We start from the raw sequence: 21,702 nt of genomic DNA, 5'->3' as shown, positions 1-21,702 counted from the left end.
TTTAAAGTCCAGGGTTTAACGTTTAACGCTTAAAGGCGCGAATATACTGACGCGGGGCAACTTTGACCTTTAAGCATTAAACGTTAAACCCTGGACTTTAAACTCACTTCCTGCGCCTGCTTTGAACGCACGGCGGGTGAGGTAGTACCGATAGACGCCATTGATGGGCAGCTTGAGGTGTCCTAGCCTGAGAATCAGGCGGGTAGCAAAATCTGGTGTTTCTATTTCGCGTAGTAGCCGCCCAAATTTATCAGCCAGTTCGCGCTGTTCGGCGTAAAAACATTTACGGATAAACTGCCGCACCCGGTTGGCTAAAATGTGCCGTTCGTCGGGGGTCTGGCAGAGGCTTTTGGCTTTGTAACATACCCGTAACGTCGACTCCAGCAGGGCGTTTCCGGGCAGGCTTATTTGCTGCCCTAACGAGTGCGGCAGGCGACGTTTTTGCGTTAGTACCTCATCGATGTAGGCATAGCGGTACTCGCGTGAAGACCGCACCCAGAGGTCGAAATCCTCAAAAGCCAGATCTTCATCGTAACCTCCCAGCTCGTCGAGCATGCTGCGGCGCATCATCATGGTGGGCGTGCAGATGAAATAACGGTCCAGAACGGCCTTAAACACATCGCCGCTGGGTACGGGCACGCTTGAATGCCCGGCGGCATTCAGCGGAAAATGATGTCCCAGCACCTGACCACCGGCATTGATCAGCGCCGCATTGCTGAAGACTACGCCGTAGAAGTGAGGCAGCGATAAAAAGCGCTCTACCTGCCGGGCTATGCGGTTGGGCATCAGCACGTCGTCGGCAGCCAGATCAATGACAAAATCGCCCGTGGTGAGCGCCAGGCCCTGATTAAAGGCGCGGCACAGGCCCAGATTGGTCGTATTCTGAACGAAACGAATGGCGGGGTGCTGCTGGCAAAAATCGCCGATCCGGGCGGCAGAATCGTCGGTACTGGCGTTGTCAATAACGACCAGTTCGATGTTGGCATAGTGCTGACTAATAACTGATTGCAGGCTGTCTACTACATAATCGGCTTGATTGTAGCAGGTGCAGATCACCGACACCCAGGGACGATGCTGATTCAGGAACGGGTCCATAGGCAGCAGCGGACGAGGCACGGTGACGGACTGGCGATTCACAACGTTCAACTTGGTGCGCTTTTATATACAACGAAACTTACGCAGAAAATACCAGGTACCCCTATTGATTTGAGCCATCGGAAAAAACTAGGATTATTTTGACGGTACGGCCATTTCTGGCACAATTTTTACTCTGTAATGGGTACAGGACGCGGGCAGGACGGCCAGCTTGGTATCCTGCCTAACTCTGTATCACATTTATGGGTTAGGGTTTGCAAACGCCACTTCACTTGTTGGAGGTGGCGTTTGTTGTTTTTGCGGCAACCGACGGGTTCTTTTCGCCCTCCAGATCGAACAGATTTACATTGATCTCAAAGCCAAGGATAAGCAGCAGTGACACCAGGTTTGTCCAGATCATTAGGGCGATCAACGTGCCAATTGACCCGTACACTTTGTTATACGAGCCGAAGTTGGAGACGTAATAAGAAAATGCCAGCGTAGTCAGCACAATCAGCACCGAAGCCGTAATCGACCCCGGCGTAACAAAGGTCCACTTCATGTTCACGTCGGGCCCGTAGCGGTAGAGTACCGAGACTACGCCCACAAATACGCCGAACACCAGCAGATACCGGGCCACTTTGAGGGTAAAATAAACAACGACGTTGTTGAACACGCCGAAGCGGGCCAGGTAGTCGATTACGACGCCCCCCACCACCAGCAGCGTGATGGCCAGAAACAACGACAGCGCCAGGGCTACCGTTAGCCCCACCGCCACCCCTTTTTTGTACACAAACGTACGCTGTTCCGAAACCTCGTGCGACGAGTTGAAAGCGTTCATCAGCGCACCCATGCCGCTGGTAGCTGAATAGAGCGCCAGCAAAAAGCCAACCGACAGCACCCCACCCCTTGGCCGACTGATAATGTCTTTGAGCGTTGGGCCAACCGTTTCAAATGAACCGCCGGGGAGCACGCGGGCAAAGAAATCCATGATCGCATTCTCGTTTACGCTGGGTATATACGGGATGAGCGTGAAAAGGAAAATGATGGTAGGGAATATGGCCAGAATGAGGTTGTAGGCCACCGATGCCGCCCGTTCGCTGAGGTCATTATCGGTCAGAACATCGGTTATTTTCTTAAGAAACGTATACCAGTCACGTTTGGAATGAAAGGCATTGTGATCGCGGAGCCACACCCGGGCACCAGATAACGCCTTGAGGCTCATTAATTTCTCAAACATGTTCGCTGAGTTACGTTGCTTATACCGTACCAACTTCATGGTCAAAGAAAGGTTTGAGTCGTTCTAACAGGGCTACTGGTGCACCACACAACCGTCCGGTGTCTATGCGTTGGAAAACGAGTGTTGTCTGGCCGGTGTTCAGCAACTCGCCCACCTCATTCCGGATGGCATATTGAAACACAATCCGGGCGCGGGGCATCTCAGGAATAGTTACCTCAACGGTAAGCAGGTCGTCGTAGCGGGCGGGCTTGTGATAACGGGACGTGTTCTCGTATACCGGCATCTGCACCCCTGAGGCCTCCATCTCGCGGTACAGAAACCCCAGACTTCGCAACGCCTCTACCCGCCCAATTTCATAAAACCGGCCATAGTTGCCGTAGTACACATACCCCATCTGGTCAGTGTCGGCATAACGAACGCGAAAAGGGGCGGCGGTGAAGCGGAACATATTACTGGGAATGTATAATGTACAATGTATAATGTACAATGAACAATGTTGCTTATGCGCTAGCCTACTCTGGCGTAAGCAACATTGTTCATTGTACATTATACATTGTACATTAATTTCATTTCATGATTTTCCGCTGGTTCAGCGCTTGCTGGTAGATGCGGGCGTTGGCCATGTGTTCGGCCATGTTGCGCGAGAAGGTATGGTAGCCGGAGAAGTCGGCTTTGGCCACGAAAAAGAGGTAGTCGTGCTGCTCGGGATTGAGCACGGCGTCGATGGCGCCGGGGGGTGGCAGGTTGATGGGGCCGGGGGGCAGGCCACTGTACCGGTACGTGTTATACGGGCTGTCGAAGGAAAGGTGCCGGTTGAGCACCCGCCGGATGGTGAAGTCGTTGTTGGCGAAGATCACGGTAGGGTCGGCTTCGAGCTTGATACCGCGCTTGAGGCGGTTCAGGTACACACCCGCCACGCGGGGTTGCTCATCAGCTTTAATGGTTTCGGCCCGTACGATAGAAGCCAGCGTTTGCACCTGCGTTTGCGAGAGGTTCAGGGCGGCGGCTTTGGCCTTGCGGTCGGCGTTCCAGAATTTCTTGTATTCAGCCGCCATTCGTTCCATCAGGGCCGTGGGCTTCACCGTCCAGAACAGTTCGTAGGTGTTGGGGATGAACAGGCAGATCACCGTGGTGGTGTCGAAGCCATATTTTTTGCATGAATCGGGGCTGTTGAGCAGTGGGCGCAGGCCTTCAGGACCAAAGGCAAACTTGTTGCCCACCTTGTCGATCAGTTCACTTTTCAGGCGGATGCTGCTATTGAACGTAAGCTGGATAGGGTCCTGACTACCGCTGCGGAGCTTACTGATGGCGTCGTAGTTGCCCATGCCCGCTTTGATCAGATAGTGCCCGGCCTTCACCCGCTGGGGGTATTTCATCAGCTTGGCCACAAACCGAAACGCCGTTTCGTTCTCCACGATCTGGTGCTTTTTGAGCGTGTCGAGCACCGATTCGTAGGTGGCTCCTTTCGGAATATAGAGTGAAAAGGGCTTGTCGTCTGGATCCCGGGTGTTCAGGTTCGGCGTTTTCACCAGTTGCCAGGCATAAAACGTAAACGACACAAACAGGACGGTGAAGGCGATGTAGATGCCGATTTTGGCGTTACGGGAGAGTGTCATAGAGCAGTAGGCTGTGCGGTGGCGGGCCGGATGAATAAGTGGCGGGCCGGGTGCGCAGAAGCTGGCCGCAAAGGTAAAACGGGAAACGATTATACCTGCCACGCAACCTTTTGCGCCGCCCCTGCATCTTTCACTAAACCATTAACTCCCTTCGTATGAAAATGCCCCTGCTACTCTCGGCTGCGCTTTGCGCACTGGTCAGTTCGGCAACGCTGGCCCAAACCCTTTCGCTGACCCCCGCGGTGGCCAATATCAATGCCCTGAGTGCCCGCAACGGCGTCGACGTGTTTCTGACGCAGGGCAACACCGAATCGCTCCGGATTGATGCCAAAGGCTTTGACGAAGATGAGATTGTGGTCGACATGAACAATGGGATCTTAAAAATAGGCGTTGACAGGAAAGGAATCTGGCATGGCATGGGCCGCAATTCGTATGTGAAGGCTTATCTGACGGTGAAAAACCTGTCGGCAATCAATGTCTCGTCGGGGGCCGATGTGCACGGGCAAACTGATTTCACCGCCGACCAGTTAGCCATCAATGTGAGCAGTGGTGCCGACCTGACTATGCATGTGAAAGCCCGCGACATGACAGTGTCGGTGAGCAGCGGAGCCGATGCTACGCTGAGCGGATCGACCGAGCGGCTGGTGGCTAAATCGTCGGGTGGGGCCGATCTGCACGCGCAGAAGCTCATTGCCGACGTTTGTCAGGTGCAGGCCAGCGGTGGTGCCGACGCGAAGGTATATGCCCGGAAGGAATTGCGGATGCAGGCCAGCGGTGGCGGCGATATCGACTACAGCGGACCAGGGCAGGTGGTGAGTCGACAAACGTCGGGTGGCGGCGATATTAACGGACGAAATGACTAAATCAAGTATGAAAAAGTACATTGTTGGCCTTGTAACGGCCTTTTTGTTGCTGGTAACGGTCCGGCTACAGGCGCAGGAGTTGACTTTAAAGCCCCGCGTTTCGGGCTTTTCGACCCTAAAAGTAAGCTCAGGCGTGCAGGTGTTCCTGACTCAGGGCGATACCGAGTCGGTTCGTATCGAATCTCGTGGTTTTACCAAAGAAGACATTATCGCCGAGGTTGACGGCGGCGAGTTGAAGCTTAGTATCCGGTTGCAGGGGTGGCTGGGTCGCGACCGGGCCGACCGCAATACCAGCCGTTATGTGAAGGCTTACCTGACCGCCAAACACCTGACAGACATTACGGTAGCATCGGGGGCACAGCTCACCGGCGAGGGTACGTTCAAGGCCGACCGGCTGGCTATCCACAGCAAATCGGGCGCGGAAATAACACTCGACGTGGCCGCTACCGATGTGGAGCTAAGCGCGGGTGCCGGAGCAACGGCCAACGTAGCAGGATCGGCCACCACCGTCGCGGCCAGTGCATCGGGTGGGGCCACGGTGCGGGCTAATGATCTGAAGACCAACACCTGTCAGGCCGAGGCGTCGAGCGGAGCTACGGTACGGGTTTACGCTGACAACGAGTTTTTCCTGAAAGCGTCTACCGGCGGCACTATCAGCCACAGTGGTCCCGGCCGCATTGTGAGCCGCAAAACATCATTGGGTGGCAGCGCAAACTGACATCGAACCCGGCATTTTGTCTCTGGTTGAGGCACTGAACAAAACGGGTTTAGTGCGCACGTTTTCAAGCTGTGAAGGTCACTTCGACCCTAAAGACCAGACCCTCCGCGACCGCAATCACGCCGAGGTACGGTTTGTGCCCGCCGATGGCGTAGCCGTTGAGACCGTGGAATCCTGGCTGGGTGGATTGCTCAATCGGTTTAAAACCCGTCATGGCCTTATGCCCGTCACGGTGGTTGGCTACAAGCTCTTCACGCCCGTCGGTGAGGACGACATTGACGAAACGTTCGTGCTGGAACTGCGCCCCTTCAACCGCTTCGATCCTCCCGCTACCAAACGCCAGGATGTGAATAGGGCAGTAGAGCAGGCTAGTTTGGTATGCAGTGGGTAGCAACTGACGTGTTAGGGTATGGCTTCGCGCACTCCAGCGCGAAGCCATACCCTAACACGAAACTACATTTCGTTATTCGCCACGGCTGCCTGCTCGGTCAGCGTGGTGAGGAAATTCTGTGAAACCCTCGTTTCCAGGTCTTTCCCTACTTTTAGTGGGCTATTGTGACCCGATTGGTCAGGGTTGGGCAGGAGCGTGTTGATCAGCGAAAGCACGTCGGTCATCAGGCCAGGAAAGAGGCCATGCACCGCCCCGGCAAATTTGGCGGGCAGCGATACAATCCGTTCCGATTCGCCGTAGCGGGCCGCTTCGATGATTTCATTCGCCACGTATTCGGCGCTGGCTGAAAGACCGGGCAGCGAATCGCCGATTTTAAACCAGGCATATTCTTTTTCGTGCTGCCCCCGCACCATCGCCTGCCGGGGACTACCTGTGCGGATAAGGCCGGGGCAGATAGTCGTTACAAACACCCCGTCGCGGGCTACCTCGGCGCGAAGACCTTCTGAGTAACCCACCAGAGCAAATTTGCTGGTGGAGTAGGGGAGTAAATGGGGTACCGACACCTTACCACCAAACGAAGCCACGTTCACGATCCGGCCTGATCGCCGCGCCTGCATATCGGGCAAAACGGCGTTGGTGGCGTGGTAGGCAGCCCAGAAGTTGATGTTCATGGCGTCGTGGAAATCGGCATCGGTGGTGTTGGCGTAGGGTCCTGCCAGAATGATGCCCGCGTTGTTGATGAGCACGTCTATATGCCCAAATTCCTGCCGCACCGCCGCGAAGAAATCACGCAGTTCATCGGCGTTGGTGAGGTCGCAGCGGTGGGCGTACACGGGCGCCCCCAATGATCGGAGTTCGCCTTCGGCGTTAATTAATTGAGACTGGGTACGGGCGCAGATAGCCAGTTTGGCCCCTTCGCGCGCCAGTTGCCGGGCCATGACCAGGCCTAACCCCCGCGAACCGCCCGTGATGACCACCGTCTTACCCAGAAAGCTCATACGCCGGTTGCGGCGTTGTGCACTGCGAAGGGCCACCACGGCACCCACGCCCAGCAATGCCCAAAGTCCTACTTTCATGTCTGGTTGATCTATTTGTTTAAACCTGTTAGCCAGACAACACGCATAGGCTGGTTGGGTTTACGGTTACTGAGGGAGAGGGCTCTCTGGCGGAGCGTTGCTCCGCTATAAGACTGCTTATTGTCAGCACATAGCGGAACAGCGCTGCGCCAGACTGCCCTCTCCCTCATTTTTCAGGGATACGTTCCTCCCTACTGAGTTAGGTCTGTACACACCGCAACGCGACCTTTTGTCGCGCCGGTAGTGGCAACAACCCTCTATGATAACGCACAATCAGTCTACGCAGCAATCGGCGTATACGGACCCCGAAGCATTGGCAGGGGTGTTGGCCCACGTAGCCGACCTGGCCCCCGAAACCGACGACGAAGGGAATTTTCCTGAGGAAGCGTTTCAACTGCTGGCCGACGCGGGTTTGCTGGCTATAACCCTCCCCGGACAGCCACTCGATAATGCCCAGAACCATACCGCCCAACTGCTCACCCTGCTTAAACGCATTGGTGCGGCCAATCTGGCGGTGGGACGGGTGTATGAAGGCCACATCAACGCGCTGTTGCTGGCCCAGCTTTTTGGCACCGCCGACCAACAAAAGCAATGGCAGGACGATGTTCGGCAAAATCATCTGTTCAGCGTCTGGAATACGCAGGCCGACGATGGCATTCGCATTCACGAACTGGGTGGCGGACGATACGAACTGGAGGGTTATAAGACGTTTTGTTCCGGAGCCAACTGGGTGAGTCGCCCCCTGATAACGGGCGAGCTGATGCGGCAGGGGCAGAAAGCAGGCTGGCAAATGTGCATTATCCCCACCGAACGGGTCGACGTCATTGATGCCGATAAGCGCTTCTGGAAACCGCTGGGCATGCGGGCGTCGGCTAGTTTCAAGCTCAATTTTACGGGTATCGTTATCGACGAAAACGACCTGCTGGGTAAGCCTGGCAACTACTTTCAGCAACCTTATTTCAGCGGCGGAGCCATCCGGTTTGCCGCCGTGCAGTTGGGCGGTGCCGAATCGCTGCTGGAAGCCACGCGGCTCATGCTACGGTCGATGGGGCGGGCCGATGATGTGTTTCAGCAAACGCGCCTGGCCGAAATGGCCTACCGCCTGGAGTCGGGAAATTTGTGGCTGTCGCAGGCGGGGCACAACAACGACACCTGGCTTCGCGACGGGACCGACCCGGCCAAGATTGTGGCCTATGCCAACATGACCCGCACTGCCATTGAAGAAATCTGTCTGCGCGTCATGCACCTCTGCGAAAAGGCCGTGGGCGCGCGGGGACTATTACGTCCGCTGCCGTTTGAGCGTATTCACCGCGACCTGACTATGTACCTCCGTCAACCCGCTCCCGATGCCACACTCGTGGATATTGGCCGGTGGGTGGGCCACCAAACCACGGCAACGCATGACCTCTGGACCTAATCAACTGCCCAAAAGCCTGGCCAACGTCCTGCGCGAAGATCCCGTTCCGCTGGATGCCCGGTCGCTGGACCGCACGCTGGTGCTGGCCCCACACCCCGACGATGAGTCGCTGGGGTGCGGCGGCACATTGGCCCTGCTGCGGCAGGCGGGGTATCCCGTTCACGTCGTTTTCGTGAGTGATGGCACCCTGTCGCACCCCAACTCGCCAAGCTACCCGCCCGAACGGCTGCGCGACCTGCGCGAAACCGAGGCCCGCGAAGCTCTCCGTGAGCTACGCATGTCAGACAAAGATGCCACCTTTATGCGCTTAAAGGACCGGCAGGTACCGATGCCGTCCGACGCTGGTTTTGATGAGGCCGTTGGGCAACTACTGGCTATAATTCAGCAGTTTAACCCCACTACAATACTGGTGCCGTATGAGCGCGACCCGCACCCAGACCACCGGGCTACCTATGCGCTGCTGGCCGCTTCGCTTGATCGATTAGCGGAAGACGAACGCCCCCGCGTACTGGAATACCTGATCTGGCTCTGGGAACTGGGCCGCCCCGACGATTTGCCCAAACCCGGCGAACGGCTGGTGCTGCAGGTAGCCATAGATGCGGTGGTAGCTCAGAAAAAACGCGCCATCAACGCCCATCGGTCGCAGGTGACGCGCATGATTGATGATGACCCCACCGCGTTTTACCTATCGCCCGAACTGCTGAACCATTTCGATACGCCCTACGAGCTTTTCGTGGAAAAACTACGCCTATGAACCCGCCCAAAGACACCCTCACCCCCGATTATTTCGACGCTGTTTACCGCGCCAACGAAGACCCCTGGCAGTTTGCCACCAGCCCCTACGAACGCGACAAGTACGCCGCCACGCTGGCCGCTATGCCCAGGCCTGTCTACGAGTCGGGCTTTGAAATTGGCTGTTCTATTGGCGTGCTCACGCAGCAGTTAGCCCCCCGCTGTCGCAGGTTACTGGCCGTCGACGTGAGCGAGGCGGCGCTGAAGCAGGCCCGCCAGCGCCTGGCCGATCAGCCTCAGGTGCGCCTGGAGCAGATGGTATTGCCCGGCGAGTTTCCCGACGAGTCATTCGATCTGATCCTGCTGTCGGAGGTCGGTTATTACTGGTCGATGGAAGACCTGCTGAAGGCACAGACGAAACTAATTGATCACCTCCAGCCCGGTGGGCACCTGCTGCTGGTTCACTGGACACCGCAGGTGCACGATTACCCCCTTACCGGCGATCAGGTGCACGATGCGTTTATGGCTAAAACCGGCGACGGTCAGCCTCTCCAGCACCTGTTTCATCGGCGGGAAGACAAGTACCGGCTGGATTTGTTTACCGCCCCACCACCGCCCGCAGCGTAACAATCGCCTCAGTGATCGACACGCAGGATGTCGGGTTTTGCTCATTATGCAACGTAAACTGCCGCTCGGCGATCTCCCAAAACTGACCGAAATAGGTGCTGGTGGCCATTTGCGCCAACAACCACCCTGTCGATACACCTAGTTGAGCGGCGGCGGGGCGTAGCTGCGCGGTGCAGGTAGCGTCGTAACGCCAGGACCAGGCCTGGCGTAGCTGGTGCCGCAGCCGAAAGCGGCTCAGGGAAATAACCGGGTTCTCGACCTGCTGACATAGACCTGAGTTGCTCTGGCAAGTCCACTGTTGTAGCTGCCACGACAAGCCCACTTCCACCCGGCCCTGCAACCGCGCCGACGTATATACCCGTACGGCCGGGCTACGGCGCACTTTGGCATCGATGCGGCAAAGGGCTTTCACAAAGGCGTCGTCTTCCAGATAGCGCACCACCGGCAGCCGTCCCGCCCGGATATAGGCCTGACAGGTAACGGCCAGACTGGCCCCAAAATGCTGAAAATGACGCGGCCAGGGGTCATAAGGGCAGGGGTCGATTCGGGCTTCGGCCTGGGCCAGCAAATGGCGATAGGTAGCGTCGCGGAGATGAGGCAGACGAGCCGGGCTGCGTTCTGGATGGGTAAGAATTCGCCCGCCCACGGCATCCGTCCCGGCGTCTATTTCGGCAATGGTCTGGCTCACCCAGTAGGCATCTACCAGCGTGTCGCCGTCGGTTGAAGCAATGATGCCGCGGGGATGACCCGCCAGCAGAAGCCGTCGGCAGGCCTCGTCCATGAGCAGCCGTCGTACCGTGCCGATATGCGCCCGGTCGGTTTCGAGCTTGATATTGGCCACGCGCAGAGCAAAACCGGGGTATTCACGCTGGTATTGCCGAACGCGGGCATAGGAACTGTCGGTGCAGTTGTTTGTGAGCACCAGCACCTCATAGAGCGTAGGGTCTAGGGGTTGGCCGGCAAGGGTGCGTTGGTTGCGTAGGGCGTCGAGCGTTTGAGCAATAATGGCCTCCTCGTTGCGCACGGGCACAATGACCGTTAGGCGCAGAGAAGGAGCGGGGGCGGGGGAATCGAAAAGATGAGGGGTGGTACTGCCTTCGTCGGCAACCTGTCGTCGTTCTGCCAGCATGGGTATTCAACACCGGGCCGGTTGGGTAGTCGGCCCGGTGTTGTTCATCGAACAGGTATATACGTCGATTGTTAGCGGAAACTGATTGAATAGATTTTAACGAAGCAGGTATATTAGGCTATGTAGTTGGTAACGACTAGGTTGCACGTCTGTACAACATACCGTACTTCTGCTCAGATATGACCATCGCTTACCAGTCATGCAGGGACAGTTACCTACCCTCTGCAGCTACCTCGTCGACTAGTTTGCGTGACCGTGCCTAGTGGGGCTGGCCGTAGCCTAAGCCTCATCTTTGGGATACTGTGTTTGATTGGCTGCTGTACCTAGCCAGCTGAGCATACCGCCACATTTGGTCTATCCGATTCTTTTCCATGTGCGATATACATCAAGTATCGACTTACTCTACAAAATATACTGGCTCAAATCCCGGTTCTTCACCATGCCGTTGAGGCGTTCCTGGACCAATGCCCGCGTCACGCTGACGGTTGAACCGCTGAGAATGGTGTCGGGGATGTCGAACATGAACTCGTTGAGCAATTGGCTTAGTACCGTTTGCAGGCGTCGCGCGCCAATGTTTTCTACTTCGGCGTTTACCTCAAACGCAATTTTGGCCAGTTCGCGCAGGGCGTCGTCGTCGAAAGTGAGCGTGACGCCTTCGGCCATCAGCATGGCCTCGTATTGCTTGGTGAGGGCATTTCGGGGTTCTTTCAGGATCTGATAGAAATTCTCCTCCGACAAACTCTGTAGCTCCACCCGGATGGGGAAACGGCCCTGCAATTCGGGAATCAGGTCGCTGGGTTTCGAGACGTGGAACGCCCCCGCCGCCACAAACAGGATATGGTCGGTCTGGATGACGCCGTATTTGGTATTGACCGATGAGCCTTCCACGATGGGCAGCAAATCGCGTTGAACCCCCTCGCGGCTTACGTCGGGACCACCCCCGCCGCCCGACCGGTTGGTGGCGATCTTGTCGATTTCATCGATGAAAATAATGCCCGAGTCCTGCGCTTTCCTGATGGCTTCTTCCTTTACCTCGTCCATGTCGATGAGCTTGGCGGCTTCTTCTTCCAGCAAAATCTTGCGGGCTTCGGCAATGGTCACCTTGCGCTTTTTACCCTTTTTGGGCATCATGCCGCCAATCATTTCCTGGATATTCATCATCGACAACTCGTCAATAGAGCCGCCCATGACCCCAATGCTGGGAGCCGAGTTCTGGTGTACGTCGATATCTACCTTGCGGTCGTCGAGTTCGCCCGACTGAATTTTCTTCCGAAACCGTTCGCGGGTACGCTCGTTGAGTTCCGCGTCTGAGTCGGTGATCGCGTCAGCATCACCGTTGCTAAGTTGCTGGTCCTGGTGTTCGAGCCCCAGGTGATTGCCGCCGGTGACACCGGGGCTTTTCACCGACGGAATCAGCATGTCGAGGATCATGTCTTCCACGATCTGCTGCGCCCGGATCTGCACGGCCTCTTTTTTGGCCGCCCGTACCATATTCACGGCCTGCTCGACCAGGTCACGCACCATACTCTCTACATCGCGCCCTACGTAGCCTACTTCGGTAAATTTCGACGCCTCTACTTTCACAAACGGGGCGTCGGCGAGCTTGGCGAGGCGACGGGCAATTTCGGTCTTACCCACGCCCGTGGCCCCAATCATCAGGATGTTATTAGGCGTAATCTCACGCTGCATGTCGGCGGGGGCATTCATACGCCGCCAGCGGTTGCGCAGGGCAATAGCCACATTGCGTTTGGCCTCATGCTGGCCGATGATATATTGATCTAGTTCGGCAACAATTTGCCGGGGGGTTAGGTCGCGAACGGTTGAAGGCATACTTTATAAAGATATGGGAAGGGGTTGCGTTCCCATATCAAAGTAACAGTAGAATACCGAAATGGTGCTAGTGGGGAGTGAACAATGAAGAATGTACAATGGAGAATGTACAATGAACAATGGCTGCGCGTATTGAGTGTAGTGCGCGCAGCCATTGTTCATTGTACATTGTTCATTGTACATTCTCCATTGTCTACTGCTCCGATATGTGTTACCATACATCCCTCGCCGTAAGTGCTCCTGAACTGGAAACAAGGTTCAGCGCCACCATGCCGCCCGATCTGCATACCGGGCCGCAATACCACGTTAACGCCTATGCGTTTCCGCGCTACCCGATTATCACGCGCCAACAGCCCGACGGGTTTCAGGGCATTCGCTGGGGGCTGATTCCGCACTGGGTAAAATCGAAAACCGATGCTGACAAACTACGGGCACAGACCATCAATGCCCGCTCAGAAACGATCTACGAAAAGCCGTCGTACCGGCAGGCGGCAGGGCGGGGCCAACGCTGCCTCATTCCGGTTACAGGCTTCTTCGAATGGCATACCGATGGGCGCAAACAAAAATATCCGTTCTACATCAACACTACCGATCAGCCGATTGCCAGTATCGCCGGGATTTGGGATGACTGGGCCGACCCCGAAACCGGCGAGGTGCTAACCACCTTTTCGCTGCTGACAACCGACGCCAATCCGCTACTGGCCGCTATTCACAATACCAAAAAACGGCAACCCTGCGTGCTTACCCGCGATCAGGAACGGGCCTGGCTGCACGAAAACCTGACCGAAAAAGAGGCGCTGCAACTGCTGCATGAGCCGTATCCGGCAAAACAGATGCAGAGCCACACGATCAGCAAGTTGATCACCTCGCGCACCGAAGACAGCAACGTACCCGGCGTATTGGCCCCGCAATCGTACCCGGAGTTACAGGGTCAGTTTTAGCCATGGAGTGCAGGCCGGGCACTCGGCCTGCACTCCAATTCGCAGTTCGGATGGTGTTGGCTTTTTTGGATAAAAAGTAGGCCTATTTCGTCGTAATTTTGATCTATGCCTGCCAACAAGCCCAACGCACCAACGAGTGTATCTGTCCAGACAGATGAACAATTGGTAGCGGCATTGCAACACGGTGACCGGCAGGCGTTTGCCCAGCTCTATGACCGGTATTGGGCCGACTTATTTCAGGTGGCTGCCCGCAAACTGGCCTCGCCTGAACTGGCAGAAGAACTGGTGCAGGACCTGTTTATTAGCCTCTGGCAACGCCGCGACACGCTGGCCATTACGCAGGTAAACCGCTATTTATTTTCGGCCCTGAAATTCGCCGTTATTGACCACATCAGGACGCAGCAGGTGCACGAGCGATTTGTAGACTACTACCTGTCTATGGCTGACCCCGCCACCCAACCCGAAGATGCGCTGGCCCTTCAGGACCTGACTCGCTCTATTGAACAGGGTCTGCAAACGCTCCCCGACAAAACGCAGCAGGTTTTCCGCCTCAGCCGGTTCGAGCACCTCACCATCCCGGAAATTGCCGCCCGCCTCAACGTGTCGGAGAAGGTAGTGGAGTATCATCTGGGTAATGCGCTCCGGGCCATGCGCAATTACCTCCGCACCTATGGTGTCGTGCTGGCGGTGCTATGGGAGTGGTAGAGATTGGGTTTAGTATCAGCTTCGCGCTGTGGTGGCTTCGCGCTCTAGGCTACGCGCCGCGGGCCCTTCGACTAGGCGTCCCCGACAGGCTCAGGGTGACACCAACGTTGAGTCAACTCAGTGAAATTATTCTAGTGTCCTGTCACCCTGAGCCTGTCGGGGACGCCTAGTCGAAGGGCCCGCGGCGCGTAGCCTAGAGCGCGAAGCCACCACAGCGCGAAGCAAAACCGTAGCTAACTATCCCCCCTTATCCTTTTCTAAGTAAAAACTCTATATTCTTGCTCATTTGTATAACTATTCAACGAATATTCTTTTTTATTTAGGGTTAACTGCCGCCAAAAACGACTTGGTTATGAATGGCTCTTACCTGCTATTCGGTCTGTATAATGACGCAGTCACAAGTCAAACAACTGTTACGCCGCTACCTCGATGGGCAGGCTTCCGACGAGGAACTCCGCCTGATTGACCGATGGTATGATTCACTCAATGAATCGGTTGCTTACCAATTCTCGGCCGATGAACAATCCCGGATCAAAGCCCGGATGTGGGCTACTATTGAGGCCAAAACGACAACAGACGCCCTGGTCGAAACGCCCGTTCGGCCACTGAACACCGGTAGCCGAACGCCGTTCTGGCGCAGGTCCTGGACCGTTGCAGCGGCAGCGGCAGCGTTGCTCGTAGGTGGCTGGCTTGGCTGGCGGGCAATCCACACGCCTGTGGTGCCGCCGGGACAGTTCAGGGGCGAGCTGGCAACCGTATCGGCAGGCTTGGTTGAACGAAATAACACAACCAGCCATGCCCTCCGGCTAATCCTTTCCGACGGCAGTTCGGTGGTGCTGACGCCCAACAGTGCCGTGCGCTATCCCGCCCGCTTTGCCGCTGACCACCGCGACGTGTACCTGACGGGCAGTGCTTTTTTTAGCGTGTCGAAAGACCCGCAACGACCCTTCCGGGTATCGACCGACCGGGTGGTGACGCAGGTGCTGGGCACGAGTTTCTGGATGAAAACCACCCCCGACGCTGACCGTGTGGACGTTGACGTGATTACGGGTAAAGTCTCTGTATTTGCCCGAAAGCCAGCTGCCAACGCCCCCACGGCCAAGCAGGCCAGCCCTGGTGTAGTGCTGACGCCCAACCAGAAAGTGACCGTTTTTGGCGATGATCTCTGGCAAACGGGCCTCGTGGCCAAACCTGAACCCATCCGACCCGATGTGCCCGACGCCCCCGCCCCGGTTGTTGCGTTGTCCTTTGATGAGGTGCCCTTGTCTACCGTGCTCGACCGGCTGAGTAACATCTACGGCATCGACATGGATCTGGCCAATGGGGGACTATCGGCCTGCACCTTTTCGGGCAACATCAGCAACCTGCCCCTCTATACCCAACTCGATCTCATCTGCCGCGCCGTGGGTGCCGATTACGCCGTTCGCGGCACCCGCATCCTCATCAGCGGACGCGGTTGTAACCTTTAATCCTTTACTAACCTGTTGACTAACAAGACCATGAATCATTTTTTACCCTTCCGTTTGTGGCTGCAAAGCACCCTGAAGCGGAGCGTTGCGCCGTTTGTGCTGGCATTGCTGGCCATCACCGTTGCTACGGCACGGCCCGGTTTAAGTCAGGACGTGCTGAACAAACCCGTAACCCTAACGCTCGAAAACGTTCAGCTGCGCGATGTGTTGGCCGGACTGGAAAACCAGACCGAGGTGCGGTTTATTCACAGCCCCACGGCCATTCAGGTAAGTCGCCGGGTGTCGTTGACGGCGCGTCACGAACGGCTGTCGGTAGTGCTCGACCGGCTGCTGACGCCCCTGGCTATTGACTATTCGGTGGTGGCGGGGCAGATTCTGCTAAGCGTTCACCCGGCTACCTCGGCAGGGGAGCCAAAAAACGAAGCCAACGCCGCCCCATTGGAACAATCCTATACCGGCCGCGTGGTGACGGCTACCGGCAATGAAGGCCTGCCGGGCGTGAACGTGGCCGTTAAAGGTACCAACCGCGGGGCTACGACCGATGGCGAAGGCAAGTTCAGAATCGCCGCTAACCCCGGCGACGTGCTCATTTTCTCGTTCATCGGCTACGCCAATCAGCAGGTAACGCTGGGTGATCAACTCGACTTGCAGATCCGCATGGTCGAATCGTCGGACCTGTTGCAGGAAGTGACGGTGATTGGCTCACGGGGTCGTCCGCGGACGGATGTAGAACGTCCTGTGCCCGTCGATGTGGTGAGCAGCAAGGAGTTGCAGGCTACGGGGCAGGTAGACCTGGGGCAGATGGTGCAGTATAATTCGCCTTCGTTCAACTCGGCCAAGACGGGCGTCAATGGCGTGGCCAACTACGCCGACCCCGCCACCCTCCGCGGCCTTTCGCCAGACCAAGTGCTGGTGTTGGTGGACGGAAAACGCCGCCACCAGTTTTCGGCCCTGAACCTGAATCAGACGGTAGGCCTTGGCACGGTTGTCACCGACCTGAACTCCATTCCTTCGCTGGCGCTGGACCGCATGGAAATCCTGCGCGACGGTGCTGCTGCCCAGTACGGCTCCGACGCCATTGCGGGTATTGTAAACCTGGTGCTGAACAAGAGTGTCGGTGTGGGTACCCTGAAAACGCAGTACGGCCAGACCAGCAAAGGCGACGGCGCGGGCTACCTGGCGGCGGTTAATTACGGTTTTCGGCTGGGCAAACCCAACAGCTACCTGAACCTGACCATGCATTATCAGTATACGGGTGGCACTAACCGGTCGGACCCGTATCTGGGTAACATCTACAATGCTACGAAAGCCAAAGAAGACAGCATCCGGCGGCTGCGGGGTGTGTGGCCGGTGGGGTCGCCGTTTACGGTGGGCGTGTATGGCAGCAACCAGACCAAAGCGTTGCAGGGATTTTATAACCTGGGCATGCCGCTGAGCCGGGGCTGGTCGATCTACAGTTTCGGCGGCTATTCGCGGAAAGACATTCTGGCCTACGGGTTTTTCCGTAATGCTACGCCCAGCAACGCCAACTCGACGCCCGAAATTTATCCGGATGGGTATGTACCCCAACTGCCCGGCACCAGCGTCGACTACTCGACCGTGGTGGGTCTGAACCGGAAAGTAGGCGCGGGCTGGAACCTCGATTTCAGCACCGGCTACGGCTACAACTACCTCGACATGTGGGCCAATAACACCACCAATCCATCGTTGGGGGCCGCCTCGCCCACTAATTTCTACGTGGGCCGGTCGGCGTTTGGGCAGAGTACCACGGAAGCTAACCTGTCGAAGAACTACACGGGTCTTTTCGGTACAAAATCGTTGAACCTGGCCCTGGGTGGACAATATCGCGTGGATCAGTTTGAACTGGCGCAGGGTAGTGCCGAGTCGTATAGCGTGGGACCGCTGGCGAAAACGAAGGGTAAAGCGCCTGGTTCGAGTGGCCGCCCCGGCATTGCGCCCGAAGACCAGACCAACACCACCCGCAGCAACCTGGGCCTGTATGCCGACGTGGAAAGCGACCTCAGCGACCGCCTGCTCGTAGCCGCTGCCCTGCGTTACGAAAACTATAGCGACTTTGGCTCAAACGTGTCGGGCAAGCTGGCGGCGCGGGTCAAACTAAGCGAAAGCGTGTCGCTCCGCGGGTCGATTAACAAGGGCTTCCGGGCACCGTCGCTGCAGCAGACGTTCAACAGCCAAACCACCTCTACGGTGCAGTCGGGGGCTATTGTGCAAACCAAACAACTGCCCAGCACCGACACTCGCCTGGCACAAATTGGCATTGACAACCCCAAGGCCGAAACGTCGTGGAACTACAACCTGGGCCTGACTGCCAAAGCTGGCAATGATTTTATCGTGACCCTCGACGCCTACCAGATCGACATCACCGACCGGATAATCGAGAGTGAGCGGCTAATTATAAAGGACATTGCGGCCCTGAAAACGCGGTTTACGGGGCTGAGTGAGATTCGGTTTTTCACCAACGCAATCAACACGACCACCAAAGGCATCGACTTCGTAACGAGCTATAAGCACAATTTCAGTCCCCGCAGCCGGTTCAACGCCAGCCTGGCTTTCACGCTGAACCAGACCAAGATCACGAGCACTAAAGCCACTCCTGCGGCCCTGCAACTGGATACGCCCAAGCCGATTCTATTAATCGACACGGTGAGCATTGGCCTGATCGAAACGGCACAGCCCCGCCAGAAAATCCTGCTTTCCCTGGGTTACAGCTACGGCAAAGTGGGCCTGAACGTGCGCTCGTCGTACTTCGGTGAGGTAACGGCCTGGGAAAAACCCGCGGGTAAGCCCCACGTAAGCCAAACCTTCGGCGGCAAAAACCTGATCGACCTGACGCTGATCTACAATCCCATCAAAACGCTGTCGATCTCACTCGGCGGCAACAACATCTTCGACGTCTACCCCGACAAAGTCATTGCCACCTCGGCCGCTTATTCCAACGGCGAAATTCCCTACAGCCGCAACGTCAGCCAGTTCGGCTTCAATGGGGCCTACTACTACGCCAACGCCACGATAACATTTTAATGAGTGGATAGCTTTGCGCTGAAGGCTTGGTGCTGGTGTGGGCTTCGCGCTGGTTGCGCTTCGACAAGCTCAGGGTGACAGGATACCAGAGTCAGGTTCACTGAACTGCTTTAGATGGGCTGTCACCCTGAGCTTGTCGAAGGGCAACCAGCGCGAAGCCCACACCAGCACCAAGCCTTCAGCGCAAAGCTATTCACCCACTAAAACATGACTTCCCTCGCTCTCCTGCTGACTTGCCTCCTTCTTGGTGTTGCACTGCGGCGGTGGTTGCCTGATACAGCGCCGCTGGTGCTGAACAGGCTGCTGGTGGGGGTGTTCATTCCTGCGTTGACGCTGCTGTACGTGGCCGAGTTGCACTTCGCTAGTCGGTTATTACTGCCCATACTGGCTCCATACCTTGTTTTTGGTTGTGGTTGCGCGTTCATCTGGACTATCGGCAATCGGCTTGGTTTCGACCGGGCCACGCTGGGGGCGTTGCTGCTCACGGGCGGTATCAGTAGTATATCGTTTGTGGGTTTCCCCATTTTCGAGTGGCTCTACGGCCGGGCGGGGCTGGAGGCGGGTATCCTGATGAGTCAGGCGGGGACATTTGTGATCTGCGTTACCTTCGGCGTGGGTCTGGCCTCCTGGCTGGCGGCAAAGGAACCTTCGGTACGAATAATGCTGCGTGATATGGTCCGGTTTCCGCCGTTTCTGGCGTTTGTGGTGGCCCTGCTGGCTAACGGCCTGGGCTACGTTCATCCACTTTTTGTGCGTGATCTGCTGACTAAACTGAGTAGCCCGTTTACCGTTATTGCCTTGCTGTCGGTAGGCATGCAAATCCGATTTCGAGTGCCAAAGCAGCATAAAAACGCCCTGTTGCTGGGTTTAGGCTATAAATTGCTGCTGGCTCCGTTGCTGGTGTTCGTTGTCTACAAGTTGCTGCTTGGTCAACGCGGCTGGATGCCCGACCTCTGTGTGCTGGGATCCGCGCTTGGGCCAATGAACACCGCCGCCGTGCTGGCCACGCAATACAACCTTAACCCGTCCCTGGCTGCCCAAATGGTCGGCCTCGGCATTCCGCTTTCATTCTTAGGTATCTACTTGATCTATTATTTGCTATGACTTTTGCGGGATTATTTTTTTGACAGGATGACCAGGATTTCAGGATTTACAGAGTTTCTCTTTTACTACCGCTAACTGCTGTGCAGCAAAGAGAAAATCCTGTAAATCCCGAAATCCTGATCATCCTGTCAAAACTCCTTCCTGTCCTTCGTTGTCGCTTGGCTCCGCCGGGGGCGCCCAGCCGAGTGACGTATATCTGAGGGCCTCCGGCCCGTACTCAGATTTTAGAACAGTTGGGCTAACGGGACTCAACGTCAAGCTACGGGCCGGAGGCCCTCAGATACACGTCACTCGGCTGGGCGCCCCCGGCGGAGCCAAGCGACAACGACTGCCAATCCTGCCAATCCTGCCAATCCTGAAATCCTGATCATCCTGTCAAAAAACCCGTCCTGTCTCTTATGAAAAAACTCGTCACGAACCTCACGTTCTGGGTACTCACGGCCATCACGCTGGGCGTGTTGCTGGGTCATTTTCGGCCTGATCTGGCCCTGCTGCCCATATTGGATGCGCCCATCAAAGGCCGGTTCATGGGGCAGGAACTCACCATCGGAGCTACCATCAGTGAGTTTCTGAGTGGCTGTTTCATTAGCCTCGTCAAGCTCTTCATCAGCCCCATCATCTTCCTCACCATCACGCTCGGCATCGTCAGCATGGGCGACCTGAAAAAGGTGGGCAAAGTAGGAGCTAAGGCCCTGCTTTATTTCGAAGTCGTGACCACCGTGGCCCTGCTCATCGGCGTGGTCGTGGCCAATGTCATCCGCCCCGGCAATGGCGTGGTGACGTCGGCACTAAAGGGAGGTGATATTTCCAAGTACACCAAGACCGCCCAGGCGTTCAGCTGGTGGAAATTTCTGATGGACAACGTTACGCTGCAGGTATTGATTGCGGCCATCGTGATCGGTATTATTTTAAGTCAATACGGTGGCCGTGAGCGTATTGTGACCGTGATGAATCGGCTGTTGAAGGTCATTTTCGCGGGGTTGCACAAGGTAATGCTGCTGGCTCCCATCGGTGCCTTTGGCGGTATGGCCTACACTATCGGCAAGTTCGGTTTGGGTACGTTGCTACCCCTTGCTAAGCTCATGGGCACGGTGTATACCACCATGGCCCTGTTCATTTTCGGGGTGCTGGGTCTTATTCTGCGCTCGTGCCAAGTGCCCCTGCTGGGCTTCCTGCGCTACATCCGTGAAGAACTGCTGATCGTGCTGGGTACGTCGTCCTCAGAGGCGGGGTTGCCCTCGCTGATGGAAAAACTCGAACGCATGGGTTGCGCTAAATCAGTAGTGGGGCTGGTGGTTCCGGCGGGTTATTCGTTCAACCTCGACGGCACCACGATTTATCTCTCCATGGCCACGATCTTTCTGGCGCAGGTCTTCAACGTTCAGCTGAGTTGGGAACAGCTGGCCACGATCATCGGCATCCTGATGGTGACCTCAAAAGGGGCCGCAGGTGTTACGGGCAGTGGTTTTGTGGTCCTGGCCAGTACGCTTACGGCCATCAACGTGATCCCCGTAGAAGGCCTGGCCCTGCTGCTGGGGGTAGACCGGTTTATGTCGGAGGCGCGCAGCATCACCAACTTTATCGGCAACGGTGTGGCCACCATCTGGCTCGCCAACAACGAAAAAGCCTTCGACCGTACCGCCATGACCCGCGCCTTCGGCGAGGTAGAGAAACTTGAAAAAGTGGTCGTTTAAGGCCGGGAAGGGTGTAATTTTGACAGTACATTAT

General features: G+C 56.5%; 19 protein-coding genes. 12 read left to right on the top strand and 7 right to left on the bottom strand.

Annotated features, from left to right (window positions below):
- Positions 1 to 69: 69 nt before the first annotated feature.
- From J2I47_RS10790 to mltG, 4 genes are all read right to left on the bottom strand, one after another.
- Positions 70 to 1,137: a glycosyltransferase gene (locus J2I47_RS10790; RefSeq protein WP_310587656.1), complete on the bottom strand. Its 1,068-nt coding sequence runs from the start codon at positions 1,135 to 1,137 to the stop codon at positions 70 to 72.
- 226 nt (positions 1,138 to 1,363) lie between these two features.
- Positions 1,364 to 2,314 carry a YihY/virulence factor BrkB family protein gene (locus tag J2I47_RS10785; RefSeq protein ID WP_207364584.1) on the bottom strand — a complete coding sequence of 317 codons (951 nt, stop codon included), beginning with the start codon at positions 2,312 to 2,314 and terminating at the stop codon, positions 1,364 to 1,366.
- A 19-nt stretch (positions 2,315 to 2,333) separates the two neighbouring features.
- Positions 2,334 to 2,762, bottom strand: coding sequence for an acyl-CoA thioesterase (locus J2I47_RS10780; protein ID WP_207364583.1), 429 nt, complete (start codon positions 2,760 to 2,762; stop codon positions 2,334 to 2,336).
- Between the two features lie 118 nt (positions 2,763 to 2,880).
- A complete protein-coding gene (gene mltG, locus J2I47_RS10775; protein ID WP_207364582.1) occupies positions 2,881 to 3,930 on the bottom strand; it encodes an endolytic transglycosylase MltG in 1,050 nt (349 codons plus the stop codon).
- A 155-nt stretch (positions 3,931 to 4,085) separates the two neighbouring features.
- Between mltG and J2I47_RS10770 the strand changes: the two genes are divergently transcribed.
- Genes J2I47_RS10770 through J2I47_RS10760 form a run of 3 tightly spaced genes read left to right on the top strand, consistent with a single transcriptional unit; the run spans position 4,086 to position 5,902 of the window.
- A complete protein-coding gene (locus J2I47_RS10770) occupies positions 4,086 to 4,793 on the top strand; it encodes a head GIN domain-containing protein (RefSeq protein WP_207364581.1) in 708 nt (235 codons plus the stop codon).
- A 7-nt stretch (positions 4,794 to 4,800) separates the two neighbouring features.
- On the top strand, positions 4,801 to 5,511 hold the full coding sequence (locus J2I47_RS10765; RefSeq protein ID WP_207364580.1) for a head GIN domain-containing protein: 711 nt from the start codon (positions 4,801 to 4,803) through the stop codon (positions 5,509 to 5,511).
- Positions 5,495 to 5,902 carry a hypothetical protein gene (locus J2I47_RS10760; RefSeq protein ID WP_207364579.1) on the top strand — a complete coding sequence of 136 codons (408 nt, stop codon included), beginning with the start codon at positions 5,495 to 5,497 and terminating at the stop codon, positions 5,900 to 5,902. Before J2I47_RS10765 ends, J2I47_RS10760 begins: the two co-directional genes overlap by 17 nt.
- A 62-nt stretch (positions 5,903 to 5,964) precedes the next feature.
- On the opposite strand, the gene J2I47_RS10755 is transcribed toward J2I47_RS10760, so the two are convergent.
- Positions 5,965 to 6,978, bottom strand: a complete 1,014-nt coding sequence (locus tag J2I47_RS10755; RefSeq protein WP_207364578.1) for an SDR family NAD(P)-dependent oxidoreductase — start codon at positions 6,976 to 6,978, stop codon at positions 5,965 to 5,967.
- A 259-nt stretch (positions 6,979 to 7,237) separates the two neighbouring features.
- Between J2I47_RS10755 and J2I47_RS10750 the strand changes: the two genes are divergently transcribed.
- The 3 genes from J2I47_RS10750 to J2I47_RS10740 are packed head-to-tail and all read left to right on the top strand — an operon-like array spanning position 7,238 to position 9,754.
- Positions 7,238 to 8,395 carry an acyl-CoA dehydrogenase family protein gene (locus tag J2I47_RS10750; protein WP_207364577.1) on the top strand — a complete coding sequence of 386 codons (1,158 nt, stop codon included), beginning with the start codon at positions 7,238 to 7,240 and terminating at the stop codon, positions 8,393 to 8,395.
- Entirely contained in the window at positions 8,379 to 9,149 is a 771-nt protein-coding gene (locus tag J2I47_RS10745) for a PIG-L deacetylase family protein (protein ID WP_207364576.1), read from the top strand. The genes J2I47_RS10750 and J2I47_RS10745 overlap by 17 nt, the downstream gene beginning before the upstream one ends.
- Positions 9,146 to 9,754, top strand: coding sequence for a class I SAM-dependent DNA methyltransferase (locus J2I47_RS10740; protein WP_207364575.1), 609 nt, complete (start codon positions 9,146 to 9,148; stop codon positions 9,752 to 9,754). Before J2I47_RS10745 ends, J2I47_RS10740 begins: the two co-directional genes overlap by 4 nt.
- Here the strand turns inward: J2I47_RS10740 and J2I47_RS10735 are convergent.
- Positions 9,726 to 10,883: a glycosyltransferase family 2 protein gene (locus J2I47_RS10735; protein WP_207364574.1), complete on the bottom strand. Its 1,158-nt coding sequence runs from the start codon at positions 10,881 to 10,883 to the stop codon at positions 9,726 to 9,728. The two genes, J2I47_RS10740 and J2I47_RS10735, sit on opposite strands and share 29 nt — an antisense overlap.
- A gap of 402 nt (positions 10,884 to 11,285) precedes the next feature.
- Positions 11,286 to 12,713, bottom strand: a complete 1,428-nt coding sequence (gene hslU, locus J2I47_RS10730; protein ID WP_207364573.1) for an ATP-dependent protease ATPase subunit HslU — start codon at positions 12,711 to 12,713, stop codon at positions 11,286 to 11,288.
- 206 nt (positions 12,714 to 12,919) lie between these two features.
- Here hslU and J2I47_RS10725 point away from each other — a divergent pair, with 206 nt between their 5' ends.
- From J2I47_RS10725 to J2I47_RS10700, 6 genes are all read left to right on the top strand, one after another.
- The gene (locus J2I47_RS10725; protein WP_207364572.1) at positions 12,920 to 13,654 is read left to right on the top strand and encodes an SOS response-associated peptidase; all 735 of its coding nucleotides are present in this window, start codon (positions 12,920 to 12,922) and stop codon (positions 13,652 to 13,654) included.
- 105 nt (positions 13,655 to 13,759) lie between these two features.
- Positions 13,760 to 14,359, top strand: a complete 600-nt coding sequence (locus tag J2I47_RS10720; protein ID WP_207364571.1) for an RNA polymerase sigma-70 factor — start codon at positions 13,760 to 13,762, stop codon at positions 14,357 to 14,359.
- Positions 14,360 to 14,745: 386 nt separating this feature from the next.
- Positions 14,746 to 15,828: a FecR family protein gene (locus tag J2I47_RS10715; protein WP_207364570.1), complete on the top strand. Its 1,083-nt coding sequence runs from the start codon at positions 14,746 to 14,748 to the stop codon at positions 15,826 to 15,828.
- Between the two features lie 30 nt (positions 15,829 to 15,858).
- Complete coding sequence (locus J2I47_RS10710) at positions 15,859 to 18,870, top strand: TonB-dependent receptor (protein WP_207364569.1); 3,012 nt, start codon at positions 15,859 to 15,861, stop codon at positions 18,868 to 18,870.
- Positions 18,871 to 19,077: 207 nt separating this feature from the next.
- A complete protein-coding gene (locus J2I47_RS10705; RefSeq protein ID WP_207364568.1) occupies positions 19,078 to 19,974 on the top strand; it encodes an AEC family transporter in 897 nt (298 codons plus the stop codon).
- A 398-nt stretch (positions 19,975 to 20,372) separates the two neighbouring features.
- A complete protein-coding gene (locus J2I47_RS10700; RefSeq protein WP_207364567.1) occupies positions 20,373 to 21,668 on the top strand; it encodes a cation:dicarboxylate symporter family transporter in 1,296 nt (431 codons plus the stop codon).
- Positions 21,669 to 21,702 lie beyond the last annotated feature (34 nt).

This window comes from Fibrella rubiginis, from assembly GCF_017353185.1.
GTDB lineage: Bacteria > Bacteroidota > Bacteroidia > Cytophagales > Spirosomataceae > Fibrella > Fibrella rubiginis.
Note: the sequence above shows the minus strand (reverse complement) of the source record. Positions and strands in the feature narration are given on the sequence as shown.